19 protein-coding genes and 1 pseudogene are annotated in these 24,535 nt (G+C 70.9%); 12 read left to right on the top strand and 8 right to left on the bottom strand.

What is annotated here, in order from left to right; genetic code table 11:
* Positions 1–53: 53 nt before the first annotated feature.
* Both aspS and AB0H62_RS09480 read right to left on the bottom strand, forming a co-directional pair.
* The gene (gene aspS, locus AB0H62_RS09485) at positions 54–1,151 is read right to left on the bottom strand and encodes an aspartate--tRNA(Asn) ligase (RefSeq protein WP_360585403.1); all 1,098 of its coding nucleotides are present in this window, start codon (positions 1,149–1,151) and stop codon (positions 54–56) included.
* A gap of 147 nt (positions 1,152–1,298) precedes the next feature.
* Positions 1,299–1,436: pseudogene (locus tag AB0H62_RS09480) on the bottom strand (aspartate--tRNA(Asn) ligase); the annotation flags it as partial.
* Positions 1,437–2,155: 719 nt separating this feature from the next.
* Here AB0H62_RS09480 and AB0H62_RS09475 point away from each other — a divergent pair.
* The 6 genes from AB0H62_RS09475 to AB0H62_RS09450 are packed head-to-tail and all read left to right on the top strand — an operon-like array spanning position 2,156 to position 9,110.
* Positions 2,156–3,379, top strand: a complete 1,224-nt coding sequence (locus AB0H62_RS09475; protein ID WP_360585207.1) for an ROK family transcriptional regulator — start codon at positions 2,156–2,158, stop codon at positions 3,377–3,379.
* Positions 3,376–4,884, top strand: a complete 1,509-nt coding sequence (locus AB0H62_RS09470; protein ID WP_360585205.1) for a sugar ABC transporter ATP-binding protein — start codon at positions 3,376–3,378, stop codon at positions 4,882–4,884. Before AB0H62_RS09475 ends, AB0H62_RS09470 begins: the two co-directional genes overlap by 4 nt.
* Positions 4,881–5,891, top strand: a complete 1,011-nt coding sequence (locus AB0H62_RS09465) for an ABC transporter permease (protein ID WP_360585203.1) — start codon at positions 4,881–4,883, stop codon at positions 5,889–5,891. The genes AB0H62_RS09470 and AB0H62_RS09465 overlap by 4 nt, the downstream gene beginning before the upstream one ends.
* Positions 5,888–6,916 carry a substrate-binding domain-containing protein gene (locus AB0H62_RS09460; RefSeq protein WP_360585201.1) on the top strand — a complete coding sequence of 343 codons (1,029 nt, stop codon included), beginning with the start codon at positions 5,888–5,890 and terminating at the stop codon, positions 6,914–6,916. Before AB0H62_RS09465 ends, AB0H62_RS09460 begins: the two co-directional genes overlap by 4 nt.
* A gap of 11 nt (positions 6,917–6,927) precedes the next feature.
* Complete coding sequence (locus tag AB0H62_RS09455; protein ID WP_220242949.1) at positions 6,928–8,091, top strand: Gfo/Idh/MocA family oxidoreductase; 1,164 nt, start codon at positions 6,928–6,930, stop codon at positions 8,089–8,091.
* Positions 8,092–8,105: 14 nt separating this feature from the next.
* Entirely contained in the window at positions 8,106–9,110 is a 1,005-nt protein-coding gene (locus AB0H62_RS09450) for a sugar phosphate isomerase/epimerase family protein (protein WP_360585199.1), read from the top strand.
* Positions 9,111–9,132: 22 nt separating this feature from the next.
* On the opposite strand, the gene AB0H62_RS09445 is transcribed toward AB0H62_RS09450, so the two are convergent.
* Positions 9,133–9,687, bottom strand: coding sequence for a hypothetical protein (locus tag AB0H62_RS09445; protein ID WP_220242947.1), 555 nt, complete (start codon positions 9,685–9,687; stop codon positions 9,133–9,135).
* Positions 9,688–9,793: 106 nt separating this feature from the next.
* The gene (gene xylA / locus AB0H62_RS09440) at positions 9,794–10,942 is read right to left on the bottom strand and encodes a xylose isomerase (protein WP_360585196.1); all 1,149 of its coding nucleotides are present in this window, start codon (positions 10,940–10,942) and stop codon (positions 9,794–9,796) included.
* 128 nt (positions 10,943–11,070) lie between these two features.
* Between xylA and AB0H62_RS09435 the strand changes: the two genes are divergently transcribed.
* Both AB0H62_RS09435 and AB0H62_RS09430 read left to right on the top strand, forming a co-directional pair.
* Positions 11,071–12,228, top strand: coding sequence for an ROK family transcriptional regulator (locus AB0H62_RS09435; protein WP_360585194.1), 1,158 nt, complete (start codon positions 11,071–11,073; stop codon positions 12,226–12,228).
* Between the two features lie 75 nt (positions 12,229–12,303).
* Complete coding sequence (locus AB0H62_RS09430) at positions 12,304–13,170, top strand: MIP/aquaporin family protein (protein ID WP_220242944.1); 867 nt, start codon at positions 12,304–12,306, stop codon at positions 13,168–13,170.
* Here AB0H62_RS09430 and AB0H62_RS09425 read toward each other — a convergent pair.
* The gene (locus AB0H62_RS09425) at positions 13,167–16,394 is read right to left on the bottom strand and encodes a S8 family serine peptidase (protein WP_360585192.1); all 3,228 of its coding nucleotides are present in this window, start codon (positions 16,392–16,394) and stop codon (positions 13,167–13,169) included. The genes AB0H62_RS09430 and AB0H62_RS09425 overlap by 4 nt on opposite strands.
* A gap of 684 nt (positions 16,395–17,078) precedes the next feature.
* Here AB0H62_RS09425 and AB0H62_RS09420 point away from each other — a divergent pair.
* Positions 17,079–18,539: an amidohydrolase gene (locus tag AB0H62_RS09420; protein WP_360585190.1), complete on the top strand. Its 1,461-nt coding sequence runs from the start codon at positions 17,079–17,081 to the stop codon at positions 18,537–18,539.
* Between the two features lie 30 nt (positions 18,540–18,569).
* Here AB0H62_RS09420 and AB0H62_RS09415 read toward each other — a convergent pair whose 3' ends face one another.
* Complete coding sequence (locus AB0H62_RS09415; protein WP_360585188.1) at positions 18,570–19,475, bottom strand: SDR family oxidoreductase; 906 nt, start codon at positions 19,473–19,475, stop codon at positions 18,570–18,572.
* 103 nt (positions 19,476–19,578) lie between these two features.
* Between AB0H62_RS09415 and AB0H62_RS09410 the strand changes: the two genes are divergently transcribed.
* Positions 19,579–20,580, top strand: coding sequence for an RNA polymerase subunit sigma-70 (locus AB0H62_RS09410; RefSeq protein ID WP_360585186.1), 1,002 nt, complete (start codon positions 19,579–19,581; stop codon positions 20,578–20,580).
* On the opposite strand, the gene AB0H62_RS09405 is transcribed toward AB0H62_RS09410, so the two are convergent.
* Positions 20,529–21,308: an SDR family NAD(P)-dependent oxidoreductase gene (locus AB0H62_RS09405; RefSeq protein ID WP_360585184.1), complete on the bottom strand. Its 780-nt coding sequence runs from the start codon at positions 21,306–21,308 to the stop codon at positions 20,529–20,531. The genes AB0H62_RS09410 and AB0H62_RS09405 overlap by 52 nt on opposite strands.
* A 101-nt stretch (positions 21,309–21,409) precedes the next feature.
* Here AB0H62_RS09405 and AB0H62_RS09400 point away from each other — a divergent pair, with 101 nt between their 5' ends.
* Together AB0H62_RS09400 and AB0H62_RS09395 are read left to right on the top strand one after the other, a co-directional pair.
* Positions 21,410–22,258, top strand: a complete 849-nt coding sequence (locus tag AB0H62_RS09400; protein ID WP_220242938.1) for a helix-turn-helix transcriptional regulator — start codon at positions 21,410–21,412, stop codon at positions 22,256–22,258.
* 51 nt (positions 22,259–22,309) lie between these two features.
* A complete protein-coding gene (locus tag AB0H62_RS09395; RefSeq protein ID WP_360585182.1) occupies positions 22,310–23,539 on the top strand; it encodes an FAD-dependent monooxygenase in 1,230 nt (409 codons plus the stop codon).
* Between the two features lie 63 nt (positions 23,540–23,602).
* Here the strand turns inward: AB0H62_RS09395 and AB0H62_RS09390 are convergent, their stop codons facing one another.
* Positions 23,603–24,391: an endonuclease/exonuclease/phosphatase family protein gene (locus tag AB0H62_RS09390; RefSeq protein ID WP_360585180.1), complete on the bottom strand. Its 789-nt coding sequence runs from the start codon at positions 24,389–24,391 to the stop codon at positions 23,603–23,605.
* Between the last annotated feature and the right edge of the window lie 144 nt (positions 24,392–24,535).

Genomic DNA, 24,535 nt, shown 5'->3' with positions numbered 1-24,535 from the left:
TTTACCCGATGGGTTGACCACCGATTTCCCGCGCCACCGTCCACTTAGGTCTCTTACGGCCTCAGTCGATGCAGGTCGCGCGGGAACAGGGTCGTACCGCGGATGTTCGGCACCTTCAGCACCCGCGCGACCCACCGTTCGAGGCCGATGGCGAAGCCGCCGTGGGGCGGCATGCCGTGGACGAACGTCGCGAGGTAGTCGCGGTACTGGTCGGCGTCGGGGCCGAGTGCGGCGAGGTAGTCGGCGTAGTGGTGCAGCCGTTGGCCGCCCGTGACGAGTTCGAGGCCGCGGAAGAGGAGGTCGAAGCTGTTGGACAGGCCCGGATGCGCTGGGTCCGGGTGGGTGTAGAAGGGGCGTTTGGCCATGGGGTAACCGGTGACGAAGAGGAACTCCGAGTTGTGGTTGTCCAGGGCCCATTCGCCGAGGTGGCGTTCGTCTTCGGGGGAGAGGTCGGGTTCGGTGCTGTGCAAGATCTGCTGCGCCGCGGGGTAGGAGATGGCCGGGATTTCCAGGGGTACTTCAGGAGCTTCAGGACCCACAGCCGAGGCCATTTCCGCGATCACGTCCCGCAGCACAGCCATCACGTCGCGGTGGTCGTGGATGAAGCCGAGTTCCGCGTCCAGGCTCGTGTACTGCGCGAGGTGGCGCGCGGTGTCGTGGGGTTCGGCGCGGAAGACCGGGCCGACTTCGTAGACCCGTTCGAAGACGCCGACCAACGCCTGTTTGAAGAACTGCGGTGACTGCGCGAGATAGGCCGGTTTGCCGAAGTAGTCGAGCTGGAAGACGTTGGCGCCGGATTCCGTGCTGGTGGCCACGATTTTGGGCGTGTGAACCTCGGTGAAGCCGCGGTCGTCGAGGGCGCGCCGGAATGCCGCGACACTGCGAGCCGCGATCTCGTGCCGCCGCTTCAACTCGGGATGCCTGAGTGCGACGGCCGCGTTGTCGAGAACCGTCGGCAGTGCCGCCGGGATTGTGGGCCGGTAGAGGTCGAACGGCGGCTGTTTCTCAGGTGTGGCAAGTACTTTGATGGTCGCTTCTACGATCTCGATCCCGCCGGGTGCCTGCTTGTTGGCGACGACTCGCCCGGTTACCTCGACGACCGTTTCTTCGCTCAGCTGCGGGATTTCGGTGCGGTCTGCGGACTTGTCCACACCCGACCCGAGTTGTGGACAACTCGGCCCCATTTCGACTTGGCCGCCGTTTTTGTCGGGGGTGGGCGATAGAATTGGCTCGGGGACGCCCCCCTGGGAGGGCGGGGGCGTGTTCGGGCCGGGGCGAGGTGGTGCACTGAACACCACCTGGGCCAACCCCGTACGGTCCCGGATCACCAGGAACGTCACAGATTTCAGGGTGCGCCGGCGGTGGAGCCAGCCGGCGATGGTCGTGGTGGTGCCGGTGTGCGTGGGCAGGTCGGCGACCAGGGTGCGAGGGAACATCCACTCTCCTCGAGCGAACTCGGCGACCCCTTGGGGGTGCGGGCGAGAAGGGAACTCGCGGTACCACCGCACCTTCGCCGCCGGGACAAAGGCGGCCTCGAAAAACTGGGCCCGGTGTCGGGGGCCGGCCGGCGGGGCATTGCCTCCCCGCTGCTCGGGAGTGTCTTCGCGGCGGGGGCGCGGCGCCGCCTCTCAGCGATGGCGGCTCTCTGTGGGCGCGGGACCCCGCGCTACTCGGTTCCGTCAGCGCGTTGCGCGGAAGTCTAGGCACAGGCGCCACCGAACGTCGCGCGAATTAACTCGCCAGCCGTGCAGGACTTTCGACTTGCCGCGCCGAACGGTGACAAACAGCCGTTTCCAACGAATTCCCCCGCGGCCACCCCGCCGCGGTCACCCGGCTGGCCCAGCGGTCCACGCAACCTCGTCGGGCCGGCTCATCCGAGCGGCTGAAGCCGAACGGGTGAGTGGTTCGGCCATCGATTCATCCCAATCCGTGCTCCATCCGAAGGACGGCCCACGACGCCCCGAAGAACAGTTTCCCCAGGTCACTCCGGCATTTAGGGGCTTTTGCCGGGATCGTTACCATCCCTCCATCGTTGACCCCTTCGTTCGCCCTGACTTAATTTGTTGCCCCACCAGACGAACTTGGCGGTGTCAGCGTGGACTCCTCCCTGCCTCTGAGACCCATCGGCCCACCGCGGCCGGCGGACCAGGCCTCGGTGCGGCGCAGCAACCTCGCGCTCGTGTTGCGGCACCTGCGTGACGCCGGGCCGCGGTCGCGGGCGGGCATCGCGGCGGAGACGGGGCTGAACAAGGCCACGGTGTCGAGCCTCGTCGCGGAGCTGGTCGAGCGCGGGCTGGCGCGGGAGGGCGAGCTGGAACGCGCGGGGGCGGTCGGGCGGCCGGGCACGATCGTGGAGCTCGACGGGCGCGGCGTGGGCGGCGTCGGCGTCGAGGTGAACGTCGACTACCTCACCGCGCTGGCCCTGGATCTCACCGGCACCGTCCTGTTCGAACAGCGCGTGGCGCTCGACGTGCAAGCGCTTCCTCCGGCCAAGGTCCTCGACGCGACGGCCGAGCTGGCCGCGAGAGCGCTCAGGGAATGCCGCCGTCTCAAGGTCTCGCCGGTCGGGCTGACGCTGGCGATTCCGGCCCTCGTCGACGTGGAAGCCGGCACCGTGGCGTTCGCGCCCAACCTGCACTGGACCGACGTCCCCGTGGTCACCGGCCTGACCGAACGGCTCACCCACCGGCTCGGCCGCCTGGGATTCCCCGTCCGCATGGCCAACGACGCCAACCTCGGCGCGCTCGGCGAGCACGCGATGGGCAGTGTCGCCGGCACCGCGGACCTCGTGTACCTCACCGGCGAGATCGGCGTCGGCGGCGGCGTGATCTCCGGCGGCCGGCTCCTCGGTGGCGCGGAAGGGTTTTCCGGCGAGATCGGCCACATCCAGCTCGACCCGAACGGCCGGCGCTGCGGCTGTGGCAGGCGCGGCTGCTGGGAGACGATCGTGGGCCTCGCCGGGATGCTGCGGCTCGCGGCCGAGCCCAACGACCCGGTGCACGACCCGTCGTTGGACCTCGAACAGCGCCTCGACATGGTGCGCCGCCGCGCGGAGCTGAAAGACCGCCGCACGCTCGACGCGCTGGCCCAGGTGGGCACCGGGCTCGGCGTGGGCGCGGCAGTGCTCGTGAACGTGTTCAACCCGCGCGTGGTGCTGCTCGGCGGTTACTTCGCGCAGCTCGGCCCATACCTGCTCGGCCCGATGATGGCCGAGCTCAAGGCCCGCGTGGTCGCGCCCGACATCGGCGGCTGCCGCGTGGAGCTGTCGTGGCTGGGCTTCTCGGCCGCCTCGCGCGGCGGGGCCCACGTGGCGCTGGAAGCCGTGTTCGACGACCCCGCGCGGGTTATCGCCGGAGGAGCGGAGAGGGACAGCGGATGACGCTTCTCGAAATGACGGGGATCGGCAAGGGTTTCCCCGGCGTGCGCGCGCTCGACGACGTCGAGCTGAGCGTGGCCGAAGGGGAAGTGCACTGCCTGCTGGGCCAGAACGGCGCCGGCAAGTCCACGTTGATCAAGGTGCTCGCCGGCGCGCACCGGCCCGACGCGGGGGAGATCCGCGTCGGCGGCGAGCCCGTGGAGCTGCCCAACCCGACCGCTGCCATCAAGTGCGGCATCGCCACGCTGTACCAGGAGCTCGACCTCGTCGACGGGCTTTCCGTGGCGGAGAACATCTTCCTCGGCCACGAGCAGGCCAGCGGGGGCTGGGTGCACCGCGCGACCATGCGCGCCGAGGCGCGAAAACTCCTGGACCGGCTGGGGCACCACGAGATCCGCGTCGAACGCGAGGTCGGCTCGCTCTCGGCTGCGGGCAAACAGATCGTGAGCCTCGCCCGCGCGCTCTCGCTCGACGCGCGCCTGATCGTGCTCGACGAACCCTCGGCCGTCCTCGCCAGCGACGAGGTCGCGAACCTCTTCCGCGTGATCCGCGGCCTCACCGAACGCGGCGTCGCCGTCGTCTACATCTCCCATCGGCTCGAAGAGATCCGCGAGATCGGCGACCGCGTCACCGTCCTGAAAGACGGCCACACCGTCGCCACCGGGCTCCCGGCCCGGACCACGCCGACCACCGAACTGGTCGCGCTGATGACCGGACGGCGCGTCGAATACCTCTTCCCGCCCCGGCCCGCCGAAGACGCGTTCGACGACCGCCCGGTGCTGCTGGAGGTCGAGGACCTCACCGTGGCCGGCTCGTTCGAAGACGTGTCGTTCACCGTGCGGGAAGGCGAGATCGTCGGCCTCGCGGGACTCGTCGGGTCGGGCCGCTCCGAAGTCCTCGAAACCGTCTACGGGGCGAGGAAAACCACCGCCGGCCACGTGAAGCTCGCCGGCAAACCACTGCGGAACGGCGTGACGTCGGCCGTCCGTGCCGGCCTCGGCCTGGCGCCGGAGGAACGCAAGAGCCAGGCCCTGCTCCTGCAGGAGTCCGTGGCCCGCAACGTTTCCCTCGCCTCGCTGCGGCGTTACGCGCGGTTCGGCTGGTTCAACTCCCGCGCCGAGACCGTCGCCGTCCGCCGCCACACCGAGGCGCTCGACCTGCGCCCGCCCGACATCCGCAGGCCCGCGGGGAAGCTCTCGGGCGGCAATCAGCAGAAGGCCGTGCTCGCGCGCTGGCTGCTCAAGGGCTGCCGCGTGCTGCTGCTCGACGAGCCGACGCGCGGCGTCGACGTCGGCGCGCGGGCCGAGCTCTACCGCGTGATCCGCGACCTCGCCGATTCCGGCGTCGCGATCGTGCTGGTCTCCAGCGAGCTGCCGGAGGTCCTCGGCCTGGCCGATCGGGTGCTGGTGCTGCGCGAAGGCCGCGTGCTCACCGAGGCGCGGGGGCGCGACCTCGACGAATCGGCCGTGCTCGATCTCATCCTCGAGGAGCAGGAGCGTGCGGAATGAACGCTGAACAGGCGGTGGCACCCGAGCCCACGCGCCGGTTCTCGGTGCGGCTGCGGGAGGCCCGCAACCTCGGGCTGGTCGGGGTGCTGGCCGTGCTGGTGCTGATCGGCGCGCTGACCGAACCGGGCCAGTTCCTCACCACCGGCACGGTGGTGCTGGTGCTCACGCAGGCGTCGGTCATCGGCGTGATCACCGTGGGCATGACGTTCGTGATCATCGGCGGCGGCATCGACCTGTCCGTCGGCGCGGTGGTGGCGCTCGCGACGGTGTGGGCGACCACGCGCTCCACGCAGCAGTTCGGCATCGGCGGGATCGTGTTCACCGCCGTGGCCGTGGGGGTCGGCTGCGGCCTGGTCAGCGGGCTGCTCATCGCGTACGGCCGGCTGGTCGCGTTCATCGGCACGCTGGCGATGCTTGCGTCGGCCCGCGGCCTGGCGATCCAGCTCTCGCAAGGCCGCACGCAGACCGTGACGTCGAGCAACCAGGCGCTCGTCGACCTCGGCTACCAGGACAGCTACGTGCTCGGCATCCCGCCGCTGGTACTGATCTTCGCGGCCGTCGCGATCGTCGGCTGGCTCGTGCTCAACCGCACCACCTTCGGTCGCCGCACCTACGCGATCGGCGGCAACCTGGAGGCCGCGCGGCTCGCGGGCATCAACGTGAAGCTGCACACCTGCCTGCTGTATGTCCTTTCCGGACTGTGCTGCGGCATCGCCAGCGTGATGCTGATCATCCTCACCTCCAGCGGCACGTCGGGCAACGGCAACCTCTACGAGCTCGACGCCATCGCGGCGGTGATCATCGGCGGCACCCTGCTCTCCGGCGGCCGCGGCACGCTCGTCGGCTCCGTGCTCGGGGTGCTCGTGTTCACGGTCATCAGCGTGCTGTTCACCCTCAACAACCTGCCCACGGCCGTGCAGCAGCTGGCCAAGGGCGTGATCATCGTGCTCGCCGTGCTCGTGCAGCGGCGGGCTTCGCTCTACTCGAGTGAGAGGACCACCCGATGAACACCGACATCCGCCGCCGCGCGTTCCTGACCGGAGCGACCCTGGCGGGCGTGGGCGCGCTCGCCGCGTGCACGAGCAACGAGGAACCACCGCCCGCCGCCGCGACCGCACCCCAAGGCGCCCAGGACGCGCCGGGCAAGAGAGTCACGGTCGGGTTCGCCGGGCCGCAGGCCGACCACGGCTGGCTCAACGCGATCACCGTCAACGCGCGGGCCGAAGCGCAGCGCCATCCCGACGTGGAGCTCGTCGTCGCGGAGGGGTCGAACGACGCCGCCACGCAGTCGGCGCAGATCGACGCGCTGATCAACCGCAAGGTCGACGTGCTCGTGGTGCTGCCGGCCGACGGCAAGCAGCTCACGCCGGCCGGGCGCAAGGCGATGAACGCGGGCATCCCCGTGATCAACCTCGACCGGATCTTCGACTCGCCGCAGGCCTACCGCACGTGGGTGGGCGGCGACAACTACCGCATGGGCGTGAACGCGGGCAACTACATCGGGCAGCAGCTCAACGGGCAGGGCACCGTGCTCGAGCTCGCCGGCATCGACACCCTCGAGCTCACCCGTCAGCGCACGCAGGGCTTCGACGACGCGCTGGCCAACTACCCGGGCATCCGCAAGGTCGGCCGCGCGGCCGCCGAGTTCACCGTGCCGACCGGGCAGGCGCGCATGGCCGAGCTGCTGCAGGCGCACCCGCAGTTCAACGCGATCTGGAACCACGACGACGACCAGGGCGTGGGTGCGCTGCAGGCCGTGCGCCAGGCCGGGCGGTCCGACTTCCTGATGGTCGGCGGCGCCGGGTCGAAGGCCGCGATGGAGCAGATCAAGGGTGACACCTCGGTACTCAAGGCCACTGTGCTCTACCCGCCGACGATGGCCGCGTCCGCCGTGCGCCTCGCGCGGCTGCTCGGGCAGGCGAAGGGCGTGTCGGACCTGGCGGAGCAGGAGATCCCCGCTTCGGTGACCACTTTCTCGGCGGTGGTGACCAAGGAGAACGTGGACAAGTACCTGCCGGTTTCCTTCGAGTGAAAGGGTTTTCGATGGCCGGGCAGATCGGCGTCGGGATGGTGGGCTACGCCTTCATGGGCGCGGCCCACTCCCAGGCGTGGCGGACCGTGCACCACGCCTTCGACGTGCCGCTGACGCCGCGGATGGCGGTGCTGTGTGGACGCGACGCCGCGGCGGCGTCGGCTGCCGCGGAGAAGCTCGGCTGGGCTTCCGTGGAGACGGACTGGAAACGGCTGGTGGAGTCCGACGAGGTGGGGCTCGTCGACATCTGCACGCCGGGGGACACGCACGCGGAGATCGCGCTGGCCGCGCTCGCCGCGGGCAAGCACGTGCTGTGTGAGAAACCGCTGGCCAACACCGTTGCCGAAGCCGCGGCGATGACCGCTGCCGCCGAGGAGGCGACCGCTCGCGGGGTGCGGTCGATGGTGGCATTCAACTATCGGCGCGTGCCGGCGCTGGCGTTCGCGCGGTCGCTGGTGGCCGACGGGCGGCTGGGGGAGCTTCGGCACGTGCGGGCGCAGTACCTGCAGGACTGGATCGTCGATCCTGAGTTCCCGTTGGTGTGGCGGCTGCAAAAGGACCGCGCGGGGTCGGGTGCGCTCGGCGACATCGGCGCGCACATCGTGGATCTCGCGCAGTTCCTGACCGGCTCGCGGATTTCGGGCGTGAGCGCGGTGACGGAGACGTTCGTGCGCGAGCGGCCGCTGGTCGCTTCGTCGTCGGGGCTGGCGGCTTCGTCGGGGTCCGCGCGGGGTGAGGTGACGGTGGACGACGCCGCGCTGTTCACCGCGCGGTTCGCGTCGGGCGCGCTGGGCAGCTTCGAGGCGACGCGGTTCGCGGCCGGGCGCAAGAACTCGATGCGGATCGAGCTCAACGGTTCCGCGGGCAGCCTCGCCTTCGATTTCGAGGCCATGAACGAGCTGTACTTCCACGACCACACGCTGGATCCGTCGGTCGCCGGGTTCCGCCGGATCCTCGTGACCGAGCCGGAGCACCCGTACGTCGGCGCGTGGTGGCCGCCGGGCCACGGCCTGGGTTACGAGCACACCTTCACCCATGAGGTGCGCGATTTCCTCGTGGCGCTCGCTTCGGGCACCGACCCGGCGCCGTCGTTCGCCGACGGGCTGCAGGTGCAGCGCGTGCTCGACGCGGTGGAACGCAGCGCCGCCGCCGATTCCGTGTGGACCGTTGTCTGATCAGGAGGTTTTCGATGGCACGACCGCTGACGCTGTTCACCGGGCAGTGGGCCGACCTGCCCTTCGAGGAGGTCTGCCGCCTCGCGAGCGGCTGGGGCTACGACGGCCTCGAGCTCGCCTGCTGGGGCGACCACTTCGAAGTCGACAAAGCGCTTTCCGACGACGGGTACGTGCAGTCCAAACGGGACACGCTGGCCAAGTACGACCTTCGCGTGTGGACGATCTCCAACCACCTGGTGGGCCAGGCCGTGTGCGACCACCCCATCGACGAGCGCCACGAGGCCATCCTGCCCGCCCGCATCTGGGGCGACGGGTCACCGGAGGGCGTGCGCCGGCGGGCGGCCGCGGAGATGCAGGACACCGCGCGGGCGGCCGCTTTGCTGGGTGTGTCCACTGTGGTCGGTTTCACGGGATCGTCCATCTGGCACACCGTGGCGATGTTCCCGCCGGTGCCGCAGTCGATGATCGACCGCGGCTACGAGGACTTCGCGGCCCGCTGGAACCCGATCCTCGACGTGTTCGACGAGGTCGGCGTCCGCTTCGCCCACGAGGTCCACCCGAGCGAGATCGCCTACGATTACTGGACGACCGTGCGCACGCTGGAGGCGATCGGCCACCGCCCGGCCTTCGGCCTGAACTTCGACCCGTCGCACTTCGTCTGGCAGGACCTCGACCCCGTGGGTTTCCTGTGGGACTTCAAGGACCGCATCTACCACGTGGACTGCAAGGAAGCCCGCAAGCAGCTCAACGGCCGCAACGGCAGGCTGGGTTCGCACCTCCCGTGGGCCGACCCGCGCCGCGGCTGGGACTTCGTCTCGACCGGCCACGGCGACGTCCCGTGGGAAGACGTCTTCCGCATGCTCAACGCCATCACCTACGACGGCCCCATCTCGATCGAATGGGAAGACGCCGGCATGGACCGGCTGACCGGCGCGCCGGAGGCGTTGGAGTTCGTGAAGCGGCTGAACTTCACACCCCCGACGGCGGCGTTCGACGCGGCTTTCTCGTCGAAGCCTTAGGTCTGTCGGACCGGCGTGGCCCTCAGATCAGGCGGTTGGCGATCATGATGATGACGACCACCAGCGTGAGGGCCGCGAACACCATGCCCACGATGGCCAGCGCCTTCATCCGCCGCCGTCCCACGCACGCGGCGATGCCCAAAGCGAGCGCCACCAGTGCGAACGGCAATCCGATCCACGCCCGAAGGTCGAGCGTGCCACCCAGGCGCGCGTCGTCCATCTCGACCGGCAAGAACGGGACGATCAGGCCCACGATCCCGACCACGAACGCCACCACGGCGAGCACGCCGCTCTTCAACGGCCCTTGCTGAAGCATCCCGGGCTGGCCGGTCCACTGCTGCTGCGGCCCGGGGTGTGGGGGCAGGCCGGGTTGTGGCGGCAGGGGAGCCGAGGGCGGCTGCGGCACCGCGGCGGGAGTGGACCACGCCTGCTGGGTCCCGCCGCTCAGCCGCCCGGCCTCGGCCGCAGGCGGCTGCCCCGGCGTGTACCGCAACACGGGCCCTTGCGGCGGCGGCGGAAAACTCGCGTCCGGCTGGGTTTCCGGCGTGCCCGGGCTCTGCTGTGGACCGTCGGTCATGGTGGGAACTCCTCGGTGGCGGGGACCGCGCTGGCGAGAACACAAGATAGTCGTCTCGACCACCTCGCGACCAGCAAACGGCCTACCCCGCCACCGGGGAAATCCGTCACCGGGTGCCGAGCAGGTGCTCCAATGCCAGCTGGTTCAGCCGGGTGAAGTGGTAACCCCGTTTACCCGCCGTCTCGACGTCGAACGAGTCCGCGGCCAGGTCGTCCAGTGTCTCGCCGAGGGCGACCGTCGGGACTGACAGCTCGTCGACGCGCGAAGCCGACAGCGCCGCGGCCACCTCGGGGTCCGCCCGGAACGCGGCGGCCTTTTCCTTCAGGATCAAGTACATCCGCATGTTCGCGGCGGCCGAATCCCAGACGTCCGAAGCGTCCTCGGTGCGCAGCGGCTTGTAGTCGAAGTGCCGCGGGCCGTCGTAGCCGGCGGTCTCCAGCAGGTCCACCAGGAAGAACGCCGAAGTCAGGTCGCCGTGGCCGAAGATGAGGTCCTGGTCGTACTTGGGACCGTGCTGGCCGTTGAGGTCGATGTGGAAGAGCTTGCCCTGCCACAGGGCCTGCGCGATGCCGTGCACGAAGTTCAGGCCGGCCATCTGCTCGTGGCCGACCTCGGGGTTGAGGCCGAACAGCTCGGGACGCTCCAGCTGCGAGATGAGGCCGAGCGCGTGCCCGATCGTGGGCAGGAGGATGTCGCCGCGGGGTTCGTTGGGCTTGGGCTCCAGGGCGAACCGGATGGCGTAGCCCTGGGACACGGCGTAGTCGGCCAGGAGGTCGAGGCCTTCCTTGTAGCGGTCCAGCGCGGCGCGCACGTCCTTCGCCGCGTCGGACTCGGCGCCCTCACGGCCGCCCCACAGCACGTACGTGGAGGCGCCCAGCTCGGCGGCCAGGTCGAGGTTGCGGCGCACCTTCGTCAGCGCGTACCGGCGGATGTCGCGGTCGTTGCTGGTCAGGCCGCCGTCCTTGAACACGGGGTGCGTGAACAGGTTGGTGGTCGCCATCGGCACCTTCAGGCCCGTGGCCTCCAGCGCCGCCTTGAACTTCTTGATGGCCGCGTCGCGGTCGGGCTCGGTGGCGAGCAGGTCGTCGTCGTGGAAGGACACGCCGTACGCGCCCAGCTCGGCCAGGCGGTGCACGCTCTCCACCGGGTCCAGCGCCGGCCGCGTCGCCACGCCGAACGGGTCGGCGGCCTGCCAGCCCACGGTCCACAGGCCGAACGAGAACTTGTCGTCCGGAGTGGGCGCGAAGTCGGTCATGACGGTCCCCTTCAATCAAGTACCATTTAGTTCACGTTGTAGACTAAATATGCGCTCCAGGGGCCCGCCCGTCAAGGGCCACCGCTTCACGGGGGGCCTCGGTACAGTTCCGGGAGGAGGCCACGGGGATGACGCAGGCGGTGCGGCACGACTCGATGCGCGCGCGCAACCTCGAGCTCGTGCTCGGCGAGGTCGCCGGGCACGGCCCGCTCACCCGCGCGGCGCTCGCGGAGCTCACCGGCCTCACCAAGTCCACCGTGTCGAAGCTCGTCGGCGACCTGCTCGACGCCGGTTTCCTCGCCGAGACCGGCCCGGCCCGCGCGGGCGAGCGCGGCCGCCCCGGCGTCGAGGTCGTGCTGTCCGGCGCGCGCGTGGCGTCGCTCGGGCTGGAGATCAACGTCGACTACCTCGCCGTCTGCCTGCTCGACCTCGCCCGCACTGTGCGCTTCACCGAACGCCGCGAGCGCGACAACCGCGGTTCGCGCCCCGAGGAAGTGCTGGGGGAGCTGCAAAACCTCGCCGAAAAGGCCCTCGCCGCGGCCGGAGACCTGACCGTCGCCGGCGCCGTCCTCGCCGTGTCCGGCCCGGTCGGCGACGGCGTGCTGTTCAGCGCCCCCAACCTCGGCTGGAGCGACGTCCGCGCCGCCGACATGCTGCACCTGCCCGTGCCCGTCACCCTCGACAACGAGGCCAACCTCGGCGCCCTGGGCGAGCTCTGGTTCGGCGCCGGCCCGTCCGACTTCCTGTTCGTCTCCGGCGAGGTCGGCATCGGCGCGGGCCTGGTCGTGGACTCGGCGCTGTTCCCCGGCACCCACGGTCTCGCCGGCGAGCTCGGCCACGTCGTCGTCTCCCCGGCGGGCCCGCGTTGCCGCTGCGGCGCGTCCGGCTGCCTGGAAACCTATGCGGGACAAGAGGCTCTGCTCGAAGCCGCGGGCGTCGCCGGTGTCCGCGAGCTCCTGCGCAATCTCGACGCCAACGACCCGACCGCCACCAAGGCCACCACCGCGGCGGGCGAAGCGCTCGGCCTCGCGTTGTCCTCCGCGGTCAACCTGCTCGACCTCGACCACGTGGTGCTCGGCGGCGTCTTCGCCCCGCTCTTCCCGTGGCTGGCCCCCGCCGCGGAAGCCGTGCTGGCCACCCGCCTGGGCCACCTTCGCGGCTCCGTCCCGACGCTGGCACCGTCCACTGTGGGCGGCGACGCCGCCACCCTGGGTGCGGCCGGCCGCACGATCCACCACGTCCTCGCCGACCCCGGCCCCTACCTCACGCGCGCCGAAGCCACCTGATCCGGGTGAGGTGACCGTGCGGCACCGTCGCCAACGATGGCGGAGCCAGTGACCGGTGCGAGCGGGAGGTGCGTCATGACTCCGAGCGATCGAACACTGCGGTCACAGCCCGACCGGCAGCAAGTCGCACGGCACGCCGACGTCGCCTTGCGCTCCATGGGACAGCCGAACTCGGTTGTCAGCGAGTTCGACTTCTGGAACGACCGGTACGAGGGGCGTCGGCTGTTCTCCGAGGTGCTCGGCACCTTCTTCCTGGTGCTGGTCGCGGTCGGCGGCGGTGTGGTGAACGCGCGGTTCGGCGGTGACGCGGTGCCGGCTGGTGCGCGGGTCGTGGCGCCGGCGTTGATGGTCGCCGCCATCATCCTGTTCATGGGCACAGTGTCCGGCGCCCACCTCAATCCGGCCGTGAGTCTCGCGTTCGCGGCGCGAGGCGACTTCCCGTGGAAACGGGTTCCGGCCTACATCGTGGCCCAGTTCGTCGGCGCGGCGCTGGCCACGCTCCTGTTGTGGGCGTTGCTCGGCAAGCAGGGCAGCGCGGGCCTGACCCTGCCCGGCAGCGGGATCAGCACGGTCACGGCGATGCTGTGGGAACTCGTGCTCACCGTGGGGCTCGTGAGCGTGATCCTGGGCAGCTCCTCAGGAGCCCAGCAGGTCGGGCCGCTGGCCGCGATCGCGGTGGGCAGCTACATCGCGCTGGCCGGGTTGTGGGGAGCACCGGTGAGCGGCGCGTCGATGAACCCGGCGCGCTCGCTCGGGCCCGCGCTGGTGCTCGGCGACTGGACGTCGTGGTGGGCTTACCTGGCCGGCCCGATCGCCGGGGGCCTCATCGCGGTGGGGATCGCCTACATCCTGCGCGGCGCCGGGGGTGGCCGCAGCGGGGAGAAGGCGGCGCAGGGCGTGCTTCCGGGGAGCGCGGTGCCGCGCTCCCCGGAGAACACCTAGCTCACCGAACGCACCAGCACGATGCCGCTGCCCACGGTCGCGCCCGCGTCGTCGACCACCGAGAGCTGACCGCGCAGCACGCGGCCCGCGTCCGGGGCGGCCGAGGCCGTCACGACACCCGGCACGGTCCACGTGGTGCCCGAGGCGTGCGCGGCGACCGGGTCGGTCACCGTGACGCCGCCGAACGACGGGTTCACGAACACGTCCAGGTAGTCGTACGCCGTGGTCCCGGTGGGCACTGAGTACCCGTCGACGACCGCGACCCACCCGCCCGCCGCCGGGTTCTGGATCGTCACCGACTCCTCGGAGTCACCGTCGGCGCTCTGGCCCGCGAGGACGCACGAACCGCTGCTGCAGTTGTACACCGACAGGTCCAGGTCGGCGGCGGTGTCGGCGGTGTTGCCGATCGTCACCGTCAGCGAGGTCGAACCCGGCAGCACGGTCAGCGGCGTCTGCGCCGACTGGTCCTGCGCGATCGTCGGCCGCGTGATCTTCGCGCTGCCGAACGTGCTGCCCACCACGTGCCCGGTGAACGCCTTGAGCGAGTTCTTCACCGTGTACGTGCGATCCACCCCGGTACCCAGCGGAGCCGACGCGATGTCGTCCGGGTTCGGCGTGATCGCGGTGCCCAGCGCGGAAACCGTCAGCTTGTACGGCGCGGTGTCCACATCGGACGTCCGCCGCGCCTCCACCGTGATCTCCCAGACGCCCGGCAGCGGGTTGGTCAGCGTGCGGCTGGTCGGCGTGCCGCCGACGCAGCCCGCGCCCGCGTCGGGGTTGTAGCAGTTGGTGGAGGTGTTGCTGTCGACGGGAACGCCGGTCGGGTCGTAGCGCAGGAAGCGCACCTGGCCCTTGCCGGGGTCACCGCCACCGGTCAGGTCCACCTGGAGCGAGCTCGCACCCTGCGGCACGCGCAGGAAGTAGCTCACCGACTGGTTGCGCGCGATCGTGCCCGACGCGGTGAAGGTGCCCGACGAGGCGAACTCCGCCGGCGCGAAGACCGTGTTCATGGTCTGCACGTCGACGCCGATCGTCAGCGGGTTGTCCAGGTACAGCAGCGCCGAATGCGCACCGGCCTGTTTGGGGTTCACCTTCACCTGGAAGGAAACGGGCTTGTTCAGGGGCAAGGACACCAGGGAACCCGAGGAGAATGTTCCGTCGTTACCCACCCAGCGTGCGAAATACACCACCGGACGAGAAGAACCGGACGTGCGCGTGAGCGTGTACGTGCGCGTGTAGGACTTCCCGACGGTCACGCCCTCGCGGTCGTGGATGCCGACGCCGACGCCCGGGGTGGGTTTCAGCAGGTTGGCCTGAACCGTGTGCACGTCGACCGCGGTGGTCACCGTGTCCGGCTTCGGGTTCAGTGACAGCGCGACCCACGCGGCGGGCACGTTGAACAGCCCGGCGCCCTGCTCGTACGCGCCGATGCCCGGCACGAAACGCGCCGTGGACTTGATCGCCGAGCGCAGCGCCGCGACCGGCGGACGCTGGCCGTGGTGCGTTGCCTTGTACGCGCTCACCAGCAGAGCCGCCGCGCCTGTCGCCTGCGGTGACGCCATCGACGTGCCCTGAAGCATCGCGTACCCGGCGGGCAGCTGGTACGTGCCCGCGACCGGACCCGGCGCCTCCCACCGCGGCACGGTGGAGATCGCCGCGCCGGGCGCGATGATGTCCGGCTTGAATCCACCGTCTTCGCGCGGACCGCGCGAGGAGAACGGGTGCAGCGCCTCGGCCTTCGACACCTTCGAGCCGTAGTTCGACAGCCACGTCTCGCGCGTGATGTACGAGCCGACGCTGATCGCGTCCGTGGCCACCGACGGGTCGCCGACCGAGTTCGCGCCGGCGCCGGAGTTGCCCGCGGAGATGAAGATCTGCACGTTGTACTCGGCGATCGTGCGGTTGTAGAGCTCGGCTCGCGCGTTGTTGCCGTCGTTGAGCGCGGGCAGGCCGCCGATGGAGATGTTGATGACGTCGGCGCCGTGGCTCGCGGCGTAGACCACGCCGTCGAGCAGACCGCTGGAGGTGCACGAGTCCGTGGTGAGACACACCTTCACGGCCATCACGTTCGCACCCGGGGCGGCACCGTCCATCTTGCCGCCGAACAGGTCGTTGCCCGTCGCGATGCCGGCCACGTGCGTGCCGTGCTCGGCGCCCGCGATGCCGATGTTCACGAAGCCCGGCTTGTCGGTCTGCACCACGAACGCCATGCGCTCTGCGCGGTCGGTGGCCGGGTTGTCGGTGCCGAAGTAGCCGACGTCGAAGTTCTTGGCGTAGTCCGACATCGGCTTCTCGTCGGTGAAGTCGCCGTCGCCGTCGAGGTCCACGCGCACCTGCTTGGTGGCGGTGTCGAGCAGCACGCCCCACGAGTCGGCGCGGTCGCTGTCCCGGTTGAGGTCGCCGCCCGTCTCGCTGCCGGCGCCGCCGAGATCGCCCGCGGTCTCCTTGAACAGGCCGAAGCTGTACGGGCCGCCGGTGGCGGGCGCGGTCCAGTCGCGGCCGTTCGACGCGAAGGTGCCGGTGTAGGTCTGGGTTGACTGCTGCACCCACGTGCCGTCGCCGGAGTTGGTGGCGTTGGCGTCGTACCAGTCGACGATCTTGCGGTCGCCGTGGCTGGTCTTGGCCAGCGCGGGGCTGTCGAGGTCGACGCCGGAGTCGAGCACGGCGACGGTGGTGCCCTTGCCGTCCCAGCCGCCGAAGGTCTGGCCGAACTGCGCGGCGTAGGTGTCGCCGGTGGGCAGGTACGGGTTCACGCGCGGGGTGTTCTTGCCCGGAGCCGGCTGCGGGATCGGGTTGGCCGCGCCTTCGGGCTTCGGGTCGTCGCGGTGGATGAGACCGTCGACGTCCACGGCGTTCACCGACTTGAGCTTCGCGGCCTTCTCGGCGTTCGCGACGGGCACGGAGACCTTGACGTAGTCGAGCTTCGCGTCCGTGGACTCGACCACGCCGCCGAGGGCCTTGAGGTCGTTCACGGCGGCGCTCGAGCGGCCGCGCTCGGCGGCGACCAGCAGCGTCACGGTGCGCTTGCCGGCCCGCTGGGCTTCGGCGACGAGCGCGCGGTCACCGTTGTCGAGGGTCTTGCCGTCAGTGGCGGTGGGGTTTCCGGGGGAGGAAGGGGGCTGCGCGGCGAGCGCAGCGGGCACCCCGACGGGGGCGACGCCGAGGGCGGTGGCGAGGAGGGTGATCCCGGCCCGCCGTCTCCAGCGTGATTTCTGCTGTGTCATCGGAGCAGTACACAGGTCGGGACCATCCGCATCAATCAGACAGTCAGCCTATCGGCCGCAATTCGGCGTGAGACGAACGGCCTAACCCAAGGGCCTGACCAGACCACCACCACGACGACTCCGCGGCCGCCGCCCCGCGAAGCAACCACCTCAGCGTCCCGGGGGAGACGGCTCGCAACACGACCACCATCGGGACTTCGGGGGGAGACGCGTCACCAAGGTGACCACCGCCGGGCCCCGGGGAGACGACTCAGCAAGGCGACCACCGTGGGGGTCCGGGGGAGACGCCCCACCAAGGTGACCACCGCGGGGTCCCTGGTGAGACGACTCGCCAAGGCGACCACCGTGGGGGTCCGGGGGCGAAGCCCTCCGGGCGGGCCCGGGGGTTGCACCCCCGGAGATACAACGAGCGAGCGGGGTCCGCGCTTCCAGCGGACACACTCCGCCCACTCGCTCGTGGCAACCGAGGGAGTCGAACCCTGCGCGGCTTGTGAAGGCGGCGCCCCTGACCGGCCCTGACCCTGCGGCGGGCGACGGCTGCCCTGTAGTTGTTCGAACAACAGGGGAGTACCCCCGCATTCCCAGCATCGCACATTCGTCACCCGTTCGGGCAGTGACGGGGTGGCGGTGTTCTTGTCGTGCCGGTGATTCCCTTCCCCCGTACCGGGCTGGCAGGCTGGGTGGATGGACGATCTCCTCCTCCGCCGGGTGCGGGTCGGGCTGGGCGGCGGGCTCGCCGACGTGCGTGTGAACGACGGCCGCGTGGCCGCCATCGAGGAGCCGGGCAGCGGTTCGGGCTTCGCCGCGCGTGTGCTCGACGGCCACGGCGGCACGCTCCTGCCGGGCCTCGTCGACGCCCACGTGCACGCCCTGCAGTGGGCCACCTTCCGCCGGCGCATCCCGCTGGGGGACGCGCGTTCGGCGGCGGAAGCGGTGGAACTGCTGCTGTGGCGGTTGTTGGAGACGTCCGACCGGCCCGGCGACCTCGTCGTCGGTGCCGGTTTCCGCGACGGGCTCTGGCCCGACAAGCCGCACAAGGACCTGCTGCAGCGCGCGTTGCCGGGCCGCGCGGTCGCGTTGTTCAGCGCGGATCTGCACACGCTCTGGCTCAGTCCCGCCGCGCTCAAGCTGGTCGGCCGCGACCACCCGACGGGCGTGCTGCTGGAAAACGACTGCATGACCGCCACGGCCGCGCTGCCGTCGGCCGCGCCGGACGTGCAGGACCGCTGGGTTGCCGACGCGCTCAGTGCGGCGGCTTCCCGTGGTGTGACGGGGATCGTGGACTACGAGTACGCGGACACGGTCACCGATTGGACTCGCCGCGTAACCGCGGTGGCACCGGCGACGCGGGTGTCCTGTGTGATTTCGCGGCCGTTGCTGGACGTCGCTGTTTCCCGCGGCCACCGGACCGGGGACGTGCTGCCGGCCGGCGGCGGGTTGCTGAGCGTGGGGCCGTTCAAGTTGTTCGTGGACGGTTCGCTCAACACCCGTACCGCGTATTGCCACGACCCCTATCCGGAGTCGGATTCCCCTGGCCTGCTTGAACTTCCGCCTTCGGAGCTGGAGCCGCTGATGCGGCGGGCCTGGGAAAACGGCCTGGTGCCGGCGGTCCACGCCATCGGCGACAAGGCCAACACCATCGCCCTCGACGCGTTCGCCGCCGTCGGCTGCCCCGGCCGCATCGAGCACGCGCAGCTGTTGTCTTCCGACGACGTGCCGCGGTTCGCCGGGCTGGACCTCGTGGCGAGCGTGCAGCCCGCCCACCAGCCCGACGACCGCGACGTCGCCGACCGCCACTGGTACGGCCGCACGGACCGCGCCTACGCCTACCGCGCCCTGCTGGATTCCGGCGCCCGCCTCGAAATCGGCTCCGACGCGCCGGTCGCGCCGCTGGACCCGTGGGACGGGATCGCCGCCGCCGTGGGCCGCACGGACGACGACCGGCCGGCGTGGCATCCGGAACAGGCGATCCCGCTGGCGGACGCGTTGGCCGCCGCTTCGGGCGGGCGCCGGGGGATCGAGGTCGGGGACGTGGCCGATCTGATGGTCACGGCCGTGGACCCGGCACACCTGTCCCCGGCGCAGCTGCGGGACATGCCGCTCACGGCGACGATCCTGGCCGGGAAGCCGACGCATCTGGCGTGAGCCGGCAGCGGTCCGGGCCGGTCCGGCGCGTCAGCGGGCGGCGGCGCCGGCCTGCCAGCCCGAGGCCCACAACCGCCCCGGCGTCACCTCACCGCGGAAGAGCGGAGCCGCGCGGGCGGCGAAGTCGGCGAAGGACGTCGGGCGGAGGCCGAGCTTCGAGAACACCGTGGTGTCCACAGTGGACTCCGGGTTCCCCGTGCGGCGAAGGTGGAAGAGCGCGGCCAGGTCGTCCGCGAACTGCGCCGGGATACCGGCCGCGACGACGCGGCGGTGGTGCTCTTCGGGGGAGAGGTCGACGTAGCGGATCGGCCGTCCCACGATGCCGGTCAGGATTTCGGCCACCTCCGACATGGTCAGCGCTTGCGGTCCGGTCATCTCGTGGACGGCCGATTCGTGGCCGTCGGACGTGGCCGCGGCGTAGACGACCTTCGCGATGTCCTCGACGTCGATCGGGGCCAGGCGGGTGGCGCCGAGGGGCAGGGCGAGCTCGCCGTCGGCGAGCATCGTCGGTACTTCTCGCAGGTAGACCTGCATGAACTGGCTCGGCCGCAGGATCGTCCAGGCGATGCCGGACGCGCGCAGGTGCTCCTCGATCCGTGCGTGCAGCCGCGCGAACCGGAAGCCCGAATCCGGGTCCGTGCCCATTCCGGACACCTTCACCACGCGCCGGACACCGCACCGCACGGCGGCGTCGATCAGGTTGGCCTGCGCTTCGGCCATCCGGCCGTCCGCGCCGGAGATCAGGACGACCGTCTCGACGCCGTCGAGAGCCGGGCCGAGCGTGTCCGGCGCCAGCAGGTCGCCGTGCACCGTGGAGATGCCGGGCAACGCCGGCTGCGGGCCGCGGACCAGGGCCCGCGCCGGGTGACCCCGCCGGACGAACTCGCGCACGACAGCCGAACCGGTGAGCCCGGTGCCGCCGGTGATGAGGATCATGGGGGTGACTCCTTCGTCGAATTTCCTCTTGATCCCTGTAGACGAAGCGCTGCCCGCGAACTGACCGCGGAATCCACCGGACCTCCGGCGCGTTGCCGGGGTTGTGACGCCGACCACCCTTGACGACTGGACCGACCTCGACGCTCGGCATCGGCCCGAGCTGCTGGGCTACTGCTACCGGATGCTCGGCTCGGCCGTCGACGCCGACGAAGCCGTGCAGGAGACGATGCTGCGGGCCTGGCGTGGGCGCGCCGGCTTCACCGGCGCCGCCACCCCGCGGGTGTGGCTGTTCCGCATCGCCACGAACGTCTGCCTCGACCAACTCCGGCGCAGGCCTCGCCGGGAGCACCCCGTCGACGTCACCGCGGCCGGCGACGCGAGTTCGCCGCTCGGCGTGGGGGAACCGGCGAGGTGGGTCGGCCCCGCACCCGATCGCTGGCTCCTGTCACCGGGCGCCGACCCGGCGGAAACGGTGGTGCGGCGCGAATCGGTGCGCCTCGCCTTCGTCGCCGCCCTGCACACGCTGTCGGCACCGCAGCGCGCGACGCTGATCTTGCGTGATGTCCTGAAGTTCAGCGCGGACGAGACAGCCGGGCTCCTCGGCATCACCGTGGCCGCCGCGAACGGGCTGCTGCGCCGCGCACGGGGGCGCCTCGCCGAGCGCCCGGCGCCGGCCGCCGGACTCACCGGCACCCAGCGCGCGCTGCTCGCCCGGTTCGTCGAGGCCTTCGAACGCTACGACGTGCCCGCCCTCACCGCGCTGCTCCACGAGGACGCCACGCTCGCCATGCCGCCCTACGGCCTCTGGCTCGCCGGCCGGACCGAGATCTCGCTGTGGTTCCGGCGCGAGGACAGCCCTTGCCGTGCGTCGAGGCTCGTTCCGATCGAGGCGAACGGCTCGCCCGCTTTCGCGATCTACCACGACGAGGGCGGTTTGCGGGCCTTCGCGGTGCTGGTCGTCGATGTCGCCGGCGACCGGGTCGCCGCGCTCGAGGCGCACCTCGAGCCGCGGCTGTTCGGCCTGTTCGGGCTCCCGGCCGAGCTCGCCGTGGCTCAGTCGCCGTGCGGGTCGGAGGCGTTGACGGCGGCGACGACCTGGTCGTAGTCGCCGCGGGCTTCGCCGTAGCGGAGGAACTTGACGCGCTCGACCTGGATCTCGCGGGCGTCCGGCTGGGTCTCGATGAGATTCACGACCTCGCTGACGAACTCGTCGAGCGGCTGGGCGTGGTCGTTGCCGGCCTGGCCGGGGAGCAGGTCAGTCTGCACGGACGGCGGTTCGAGCTCCAGGACCTTCACCGACGTGTCGGCCAGCTGCAGGCGCAGCGATTCGCTGAGCATGTGGATGGCGGCTTTCGACGCGTTGTAGCTCGGCGTCACCTTCAGCGGGGTGAAGGCGAGGCCGGAGGAGACGGTCATGATCGTCGCGTCGGGGCGGGTCTGCAGGTGCTCCACGAAGGCGGCGATGAGGCGGATCGGGCCGAGCACGTTGGTGGTCACGACCGATTCGGCCGATGCGAGGAACGACTCGGGCCGGTGCCAGTCCTCGACGCGCATGATGCCGGACATGGTGACCAGCACGTTGAGGTCGGGATGGTTCGCGAGCACCTCCTTGGCGGCGGCGTCGATGCTGGCGGGGTCGGTGGTGTCGATCTGCACGGTGTCGATCTTCGCGGTGCCTTGGCCGGGGTGCTGGGCGGCGATCTCGCGCAGCAGCTCCGTGCGGCGGCCGCCGATGATCACGGTGTTGCCCTTCGCCTGCAGCTCGAGCGCGAGGGCCAGGCCGATGCCGCTGGTCGAGCCGGGGATGAAAATGGTGTTTCCGCTGATGTCCATGCCACGACTTTCGCGCTTGGCGAGGCTGAGGTGCAGAGACCGCTCATCGGGGGATCGGCGATCCCTGGTTCGCGCCCGGCGTGAGCCGGATACTGAGTGTCATGGATCGTTCGACACTGGCGGAGTTCCTGCGCCGACGCCGGGAGGAGCTGCAACCCGAGGACGTCGGCCTGCCTGCGGGCGCGCGCCGTCGCGCTCCCGGGCTGCGGCGTGAGGAAGTCGCCTCGCTGGCCGCCATGTCCACCGACTACTACACCCGGCTCGAACAGCAGCGCGGTCCGCAGCCGAGCGAGCAGATGCTCGCGTCGCTGGCCCGCGCGCTGCGCCTGAACGCCGGCGAGCGCGACTACCTGTTCCAGATCTCCGGCCGCAACGCGCCTTCGGCCGTCGCCGTCGCCACCCACGTCGCGCCGGCGTTGCTGCGGGTCCTCGACCGGCTCGACGACACGCCCGCGCTGATCCTGTCGAACCTCGGCGAGGTCCTCGTGCAGAACCGCTTCGCCGACGCCCTCTACGGCGACCACTCCCACCACACCGGCCTCGCCCGCAGCGGCATCTACCGCTGGTTCACCGACCCCGGCGAACGCCTCATCTACCCGGCCGCCGACCGCGCCCGCCAGAGCCGCGCCCAAGTCGCGGGCCTGCGCGCGGCGTACGGGTCGATGGGACCGCAATCGCGCGCCGGCGAGCTCGTGCGGGCGTTGCGGCAGGAGAGCGCGGAGTTCGCCGAGCTGTGGGAACGGCACGAGGTGGCGAGGCGGTTCGAGGACCACAAGACGTTGATCCATCCGCAGCTGGGTCCGATCGAGGTGGACTGCCAGGCGTTGTTCACAGAGGACTGGTCGCAGTCGCTGCTGGTGCTCACGGCGGCGCCGCGGACGGAGGCGGCGGAGAAGATCCAGCTGCTCGGAGTGCTGGGGCACGAGCAGTTCCCGGCTCCGGCTCGGTGATCGGTTCGCGGTCTGTGTCCGTGGTTTTCGAGGTCTGGGGAGGAAACGAGGATGTCGCCCGTTGAGGTTTTCGCGCGGCTGAGTGATCCCCGCACGCCGGTGGCGGGGCCGGTGGTGGTGAAGACCGCCGTGGTGCTGGGCGGGAGCGTCGCGGGGCTGCTCGCGGCGCGGGCGCTGGCGGACCACGCCGAGGAGGTCGTGGTGCTGGAGCGCGACGACCCCGGGCCCGGCGCGCGACCGGGGGCGCCGCAGGGGGCGCAGACGCACGTGCTGCTGCCGGCCGGGCTGCGCCAGCTCGAACCGTGGTTCCCCGGCTTCACCGAGAAGGCCGTGGCGGCGGGGGCACGGCCCGCGCCGGCCCGGTTGCGCAGCACGTATTCCGACGGCGTGCGCAAGATCGTCGGCTCGGACACCGACATGCTCAGCAGCAGCCGGCCGTTCCTCGAAGCGCAGATCCGGGAGCACATGCTGGCGTTGCCGAACGTCCGGTCGGTCGTCGCGCGCGTGACGGGGCTGGAGTTCTCGGACACCGCGGTCACCGCCGTCCAGTACGAGGGCGGCCGGATGGAGGCGGATTTCGTCGTCGACGCCATGGGCCGCTCCAGCCGCCTCGGCGACTGGCTGCGGACGGCCGGCTGGGAGCAGCCGCCGATGACCCGCATGCGGATCGACCTGAACTACACCACCGCCGTGCTGCGCCGCGCCGGTGAGCAGCCCGAGGCTCGCGCGGGCGTGTCGATGCACTCGCCGGGCGACCCGTCGGGCATCGCGGCCGCCGCCCTGTGCCAGATCGAGGACGACCAGTGGATGGTCACGCTGTCGGGCTACCTCGACCAGCGCCCGGGCAGCACGCCAGAGGAGTTCGTCCACCTGTGCCGCACCGCGCTGCCCGGCGAGTTCGGCGCCATCGCCGCCAACGAGATGCTCGGCGGCATCACCACCTACCGCCACGCCGACAGCCGCCGCCGCGACTTCCACCGCCTCCGCCGCTTCCCCGCGCGGCTCGTGGCCACCGGTGACGCCGTCGCGTCGTTCAACCCGATCTACGGCCAGGGCATGTCCTGCGCCGCCCTGCACGCTTCGTGCCTTTCGGAGTACCTGCGTACCGGGCCGGATCTGGCCGTGCCGGCGCACGCGTTCTTCGCCCTGCAACGCTCGTCGGTGTTCGAGCCGGAGATCGCGCGGCGCTTCGACGAGGTCGCGTACCTCTTGACGCACCCGGCGACGTTGGCGCGGCCGGGGACGTTGGTGCGGTCGATCCTGGCCAACCGGCGCGGGTGACAGCCGGCGCGGTCGCCGCCGGTCCGGGCGCCCCGATACCCGGGCGCCCGGACCGACGTCGGGTCAGTGCCGGAGCTCGGCGCGGACCACGAGAGCGTCGTGGTCGGTGTAGGTCGTCGGTTCGATCTCCGCACGGGGCGCCGCGAGGGTGCCGTAGGAGTGCTGGATGCCGGGGTCCTTGGCGGCGGCCGCGTCGGTCAGCGTCCACTGGCCCTTAGGCGCGCACGAAGCGTGCCGGTTGACGTCACCGGCGAAGATGGTCGGCCGGTGCCGGGCGGCGAGCACGGTGGTCAGCTCGGTGCACTGGACGGAGTTCGTCGTGCCGGGGGCTTCGCCGTCGGTCGACAGGTGGCTGGTGCAGACGTCCACTCCGCGCGCGGTCGTCACGCAGAGCCAGCGGCGCTGCTCCACGCCGCTGAACACGGAGTACGGGGCGTCTTGGGAGGCGCGGATCGCGTCCTTGGTCAGCACGGCGTTGCCGAAGAACCCACGGCCTTCCGGTGTCTTGCAGGCCAGCGGGGCGCCGTTGTAGATCACCGTGGCGAACCGGTAGTGATAGCGGGTGCGCGCGGCGACCTGGGCCACGTCGCCGCTGCACGCCTCGTTGAGGGTGACCGCGTCGACGTTGTTCGCCTTGATCTTGGCGACGACCTCGTCGACGATCTTCGGGTACTCGGTGCCGGGGTAGCAGCCGGCGTAGCCGCTGGAGCAGACGTTCATCTGCAACAGCGAGTACGGCGACCGCCCGTGCCCGGCCTCGGTGGCGCCGGCGGTGGCGAGGGGGGACAGGAGCCCGAAGGCCAGCAGACAGAACAGCACAGTGCGCAGACGCGCAGCGAAACGTTGGGTCACGAGCAGATTCTGCGGCCCGGGCCGGGCCACCCGAAGACCTCTCGACAAGAGTTCACCGGGTGGATGTCCGGCGGGCAACCTTCATACCGGAGTTCGGCGCCTTCTGTTGCGCCACTACGGTTTCTCGCGGTCGCGGGCACCACC

This window comes from Amycolatopsis sp. NPDC050768, from assembly GCF_040654155.1.
Taxonomy (GTDB): domain Bacteria; phylum Actinomycetota; class Actinomycetes; order Mycobacteriales; family Pseudonocardiaceae; genus Amycolatopsis.
The sequence above is the reverse complement of the archived record's forward strand: the minus strand, read 5'-3'. Positions and strand labels throughout refer to the sequence as shown.

Bases quoted from the DNA above. Each gene is read 5' to 3' on its own strand.
- AB0H62_RS09405 (WP_360585184.1), bottom strand. From the start codon at position 21,308: ATGGACATCAGCGGAAACACCATTTTCATCCCCGGCTCGACCAGCGGC.
- AB0H62_RS09430 (WP_220242944.1), top strand. From the start codon at position 12,304: ATGACTCCGAGCGATCGAACACTGCGGTCACAGCCCGACCGGCAGCAA.
- AB0H62_RS09395 (WP_360585182.1), top strand. From the start codon at position 22,310: ATGTCGCCCGTTGAGGTTTTCGCGCGGCTGAGTGATCCCCGCACGCCG.
- AB0H62_RS09450 (WP_360585199.1), top strand. From the start codon at position 8,106: ATGGCACGACCGCTGACGCTGTTCACCGGGCAGTGGGCCGACCTGCCC.
- AB0H62_RS09420 (WP_360585190.1), top strand. From the start codon at position 17,079: ATGGACGATCTCCTCCTCCGCCGGGTGCGGGTCGGGCTGGGCGGCGGG.
- xylA (WP_360585196.1), bottom strand. From the start codon at position 10,942: ATGACCGACTTCGCGCCCACTCCGGACGACAAGTTCTCGTTCGGCCTG.
- AB0H62_RS09465 (WP_360585203.1), top strand. From the start codon at position 4,881: ATGAACGCTGAACAGGCGGTGGCACCCGAGCCCACGCGCCGGTTCTCG.
- AB0H62_RS09460 (WP_360585201.1), top strand. From the start codon at position 5,888: ATGAACACCGACATCCGCCGCCGCGCGTTCCTGACCGGAGCGACCCTG.
- AB0H62_RS09470 (WP_360585205.1), top strand. From the start codon at position 3,376: ATGACGCTTCTCGAAATGACGGGGATCGGCAAGGGTTTCCCCGGCGTG.
- AB0H62_RS09415 (WP_360585188.1), bottom strand. From the start codon at position 19,475: ATGATCCTCATCACCGGCGGCACCGGGCTCACCGGTTCGGCTGTCGTG.
- AB0H62_RS09455 (WP_220242949.1), top strand. From the start codon at position 6,928: ATGGCCGGGCAGATCGGCGTCGGGATGGTGGGCTACGCCTTCATGGGC.
- AB0H62_RS09435 (WP_360585194.1), top strand. From the start codon at position 11,071: ATGACGCAGGCGGTGCGGCACGACTCGATGCGCGCGCGCAACCTCGAG.
- AB0H62_RS09425 (WP_360585192.1), bottom strand. From the start codon at position 16,394: ATGACACAGCAGAAATCACGCTGGAGACGGCGGGCCGGGATCACCCTC.
- AB0H62_RS09445 (WP_220242947.1), bottom strand. From the start codon at position 9,687: ATGACCGACGGTCCACAGCAGAGCCCGGGCACGCCGGAAACCCAGCCG.
- AB0H62_RS09400 (WP_220242938.1), top strand. From the start codon at position 21,410: ATGGATCGTTCGACACTGGCGGAGTTCCTGCGCCGACGCCGGGAGGAG.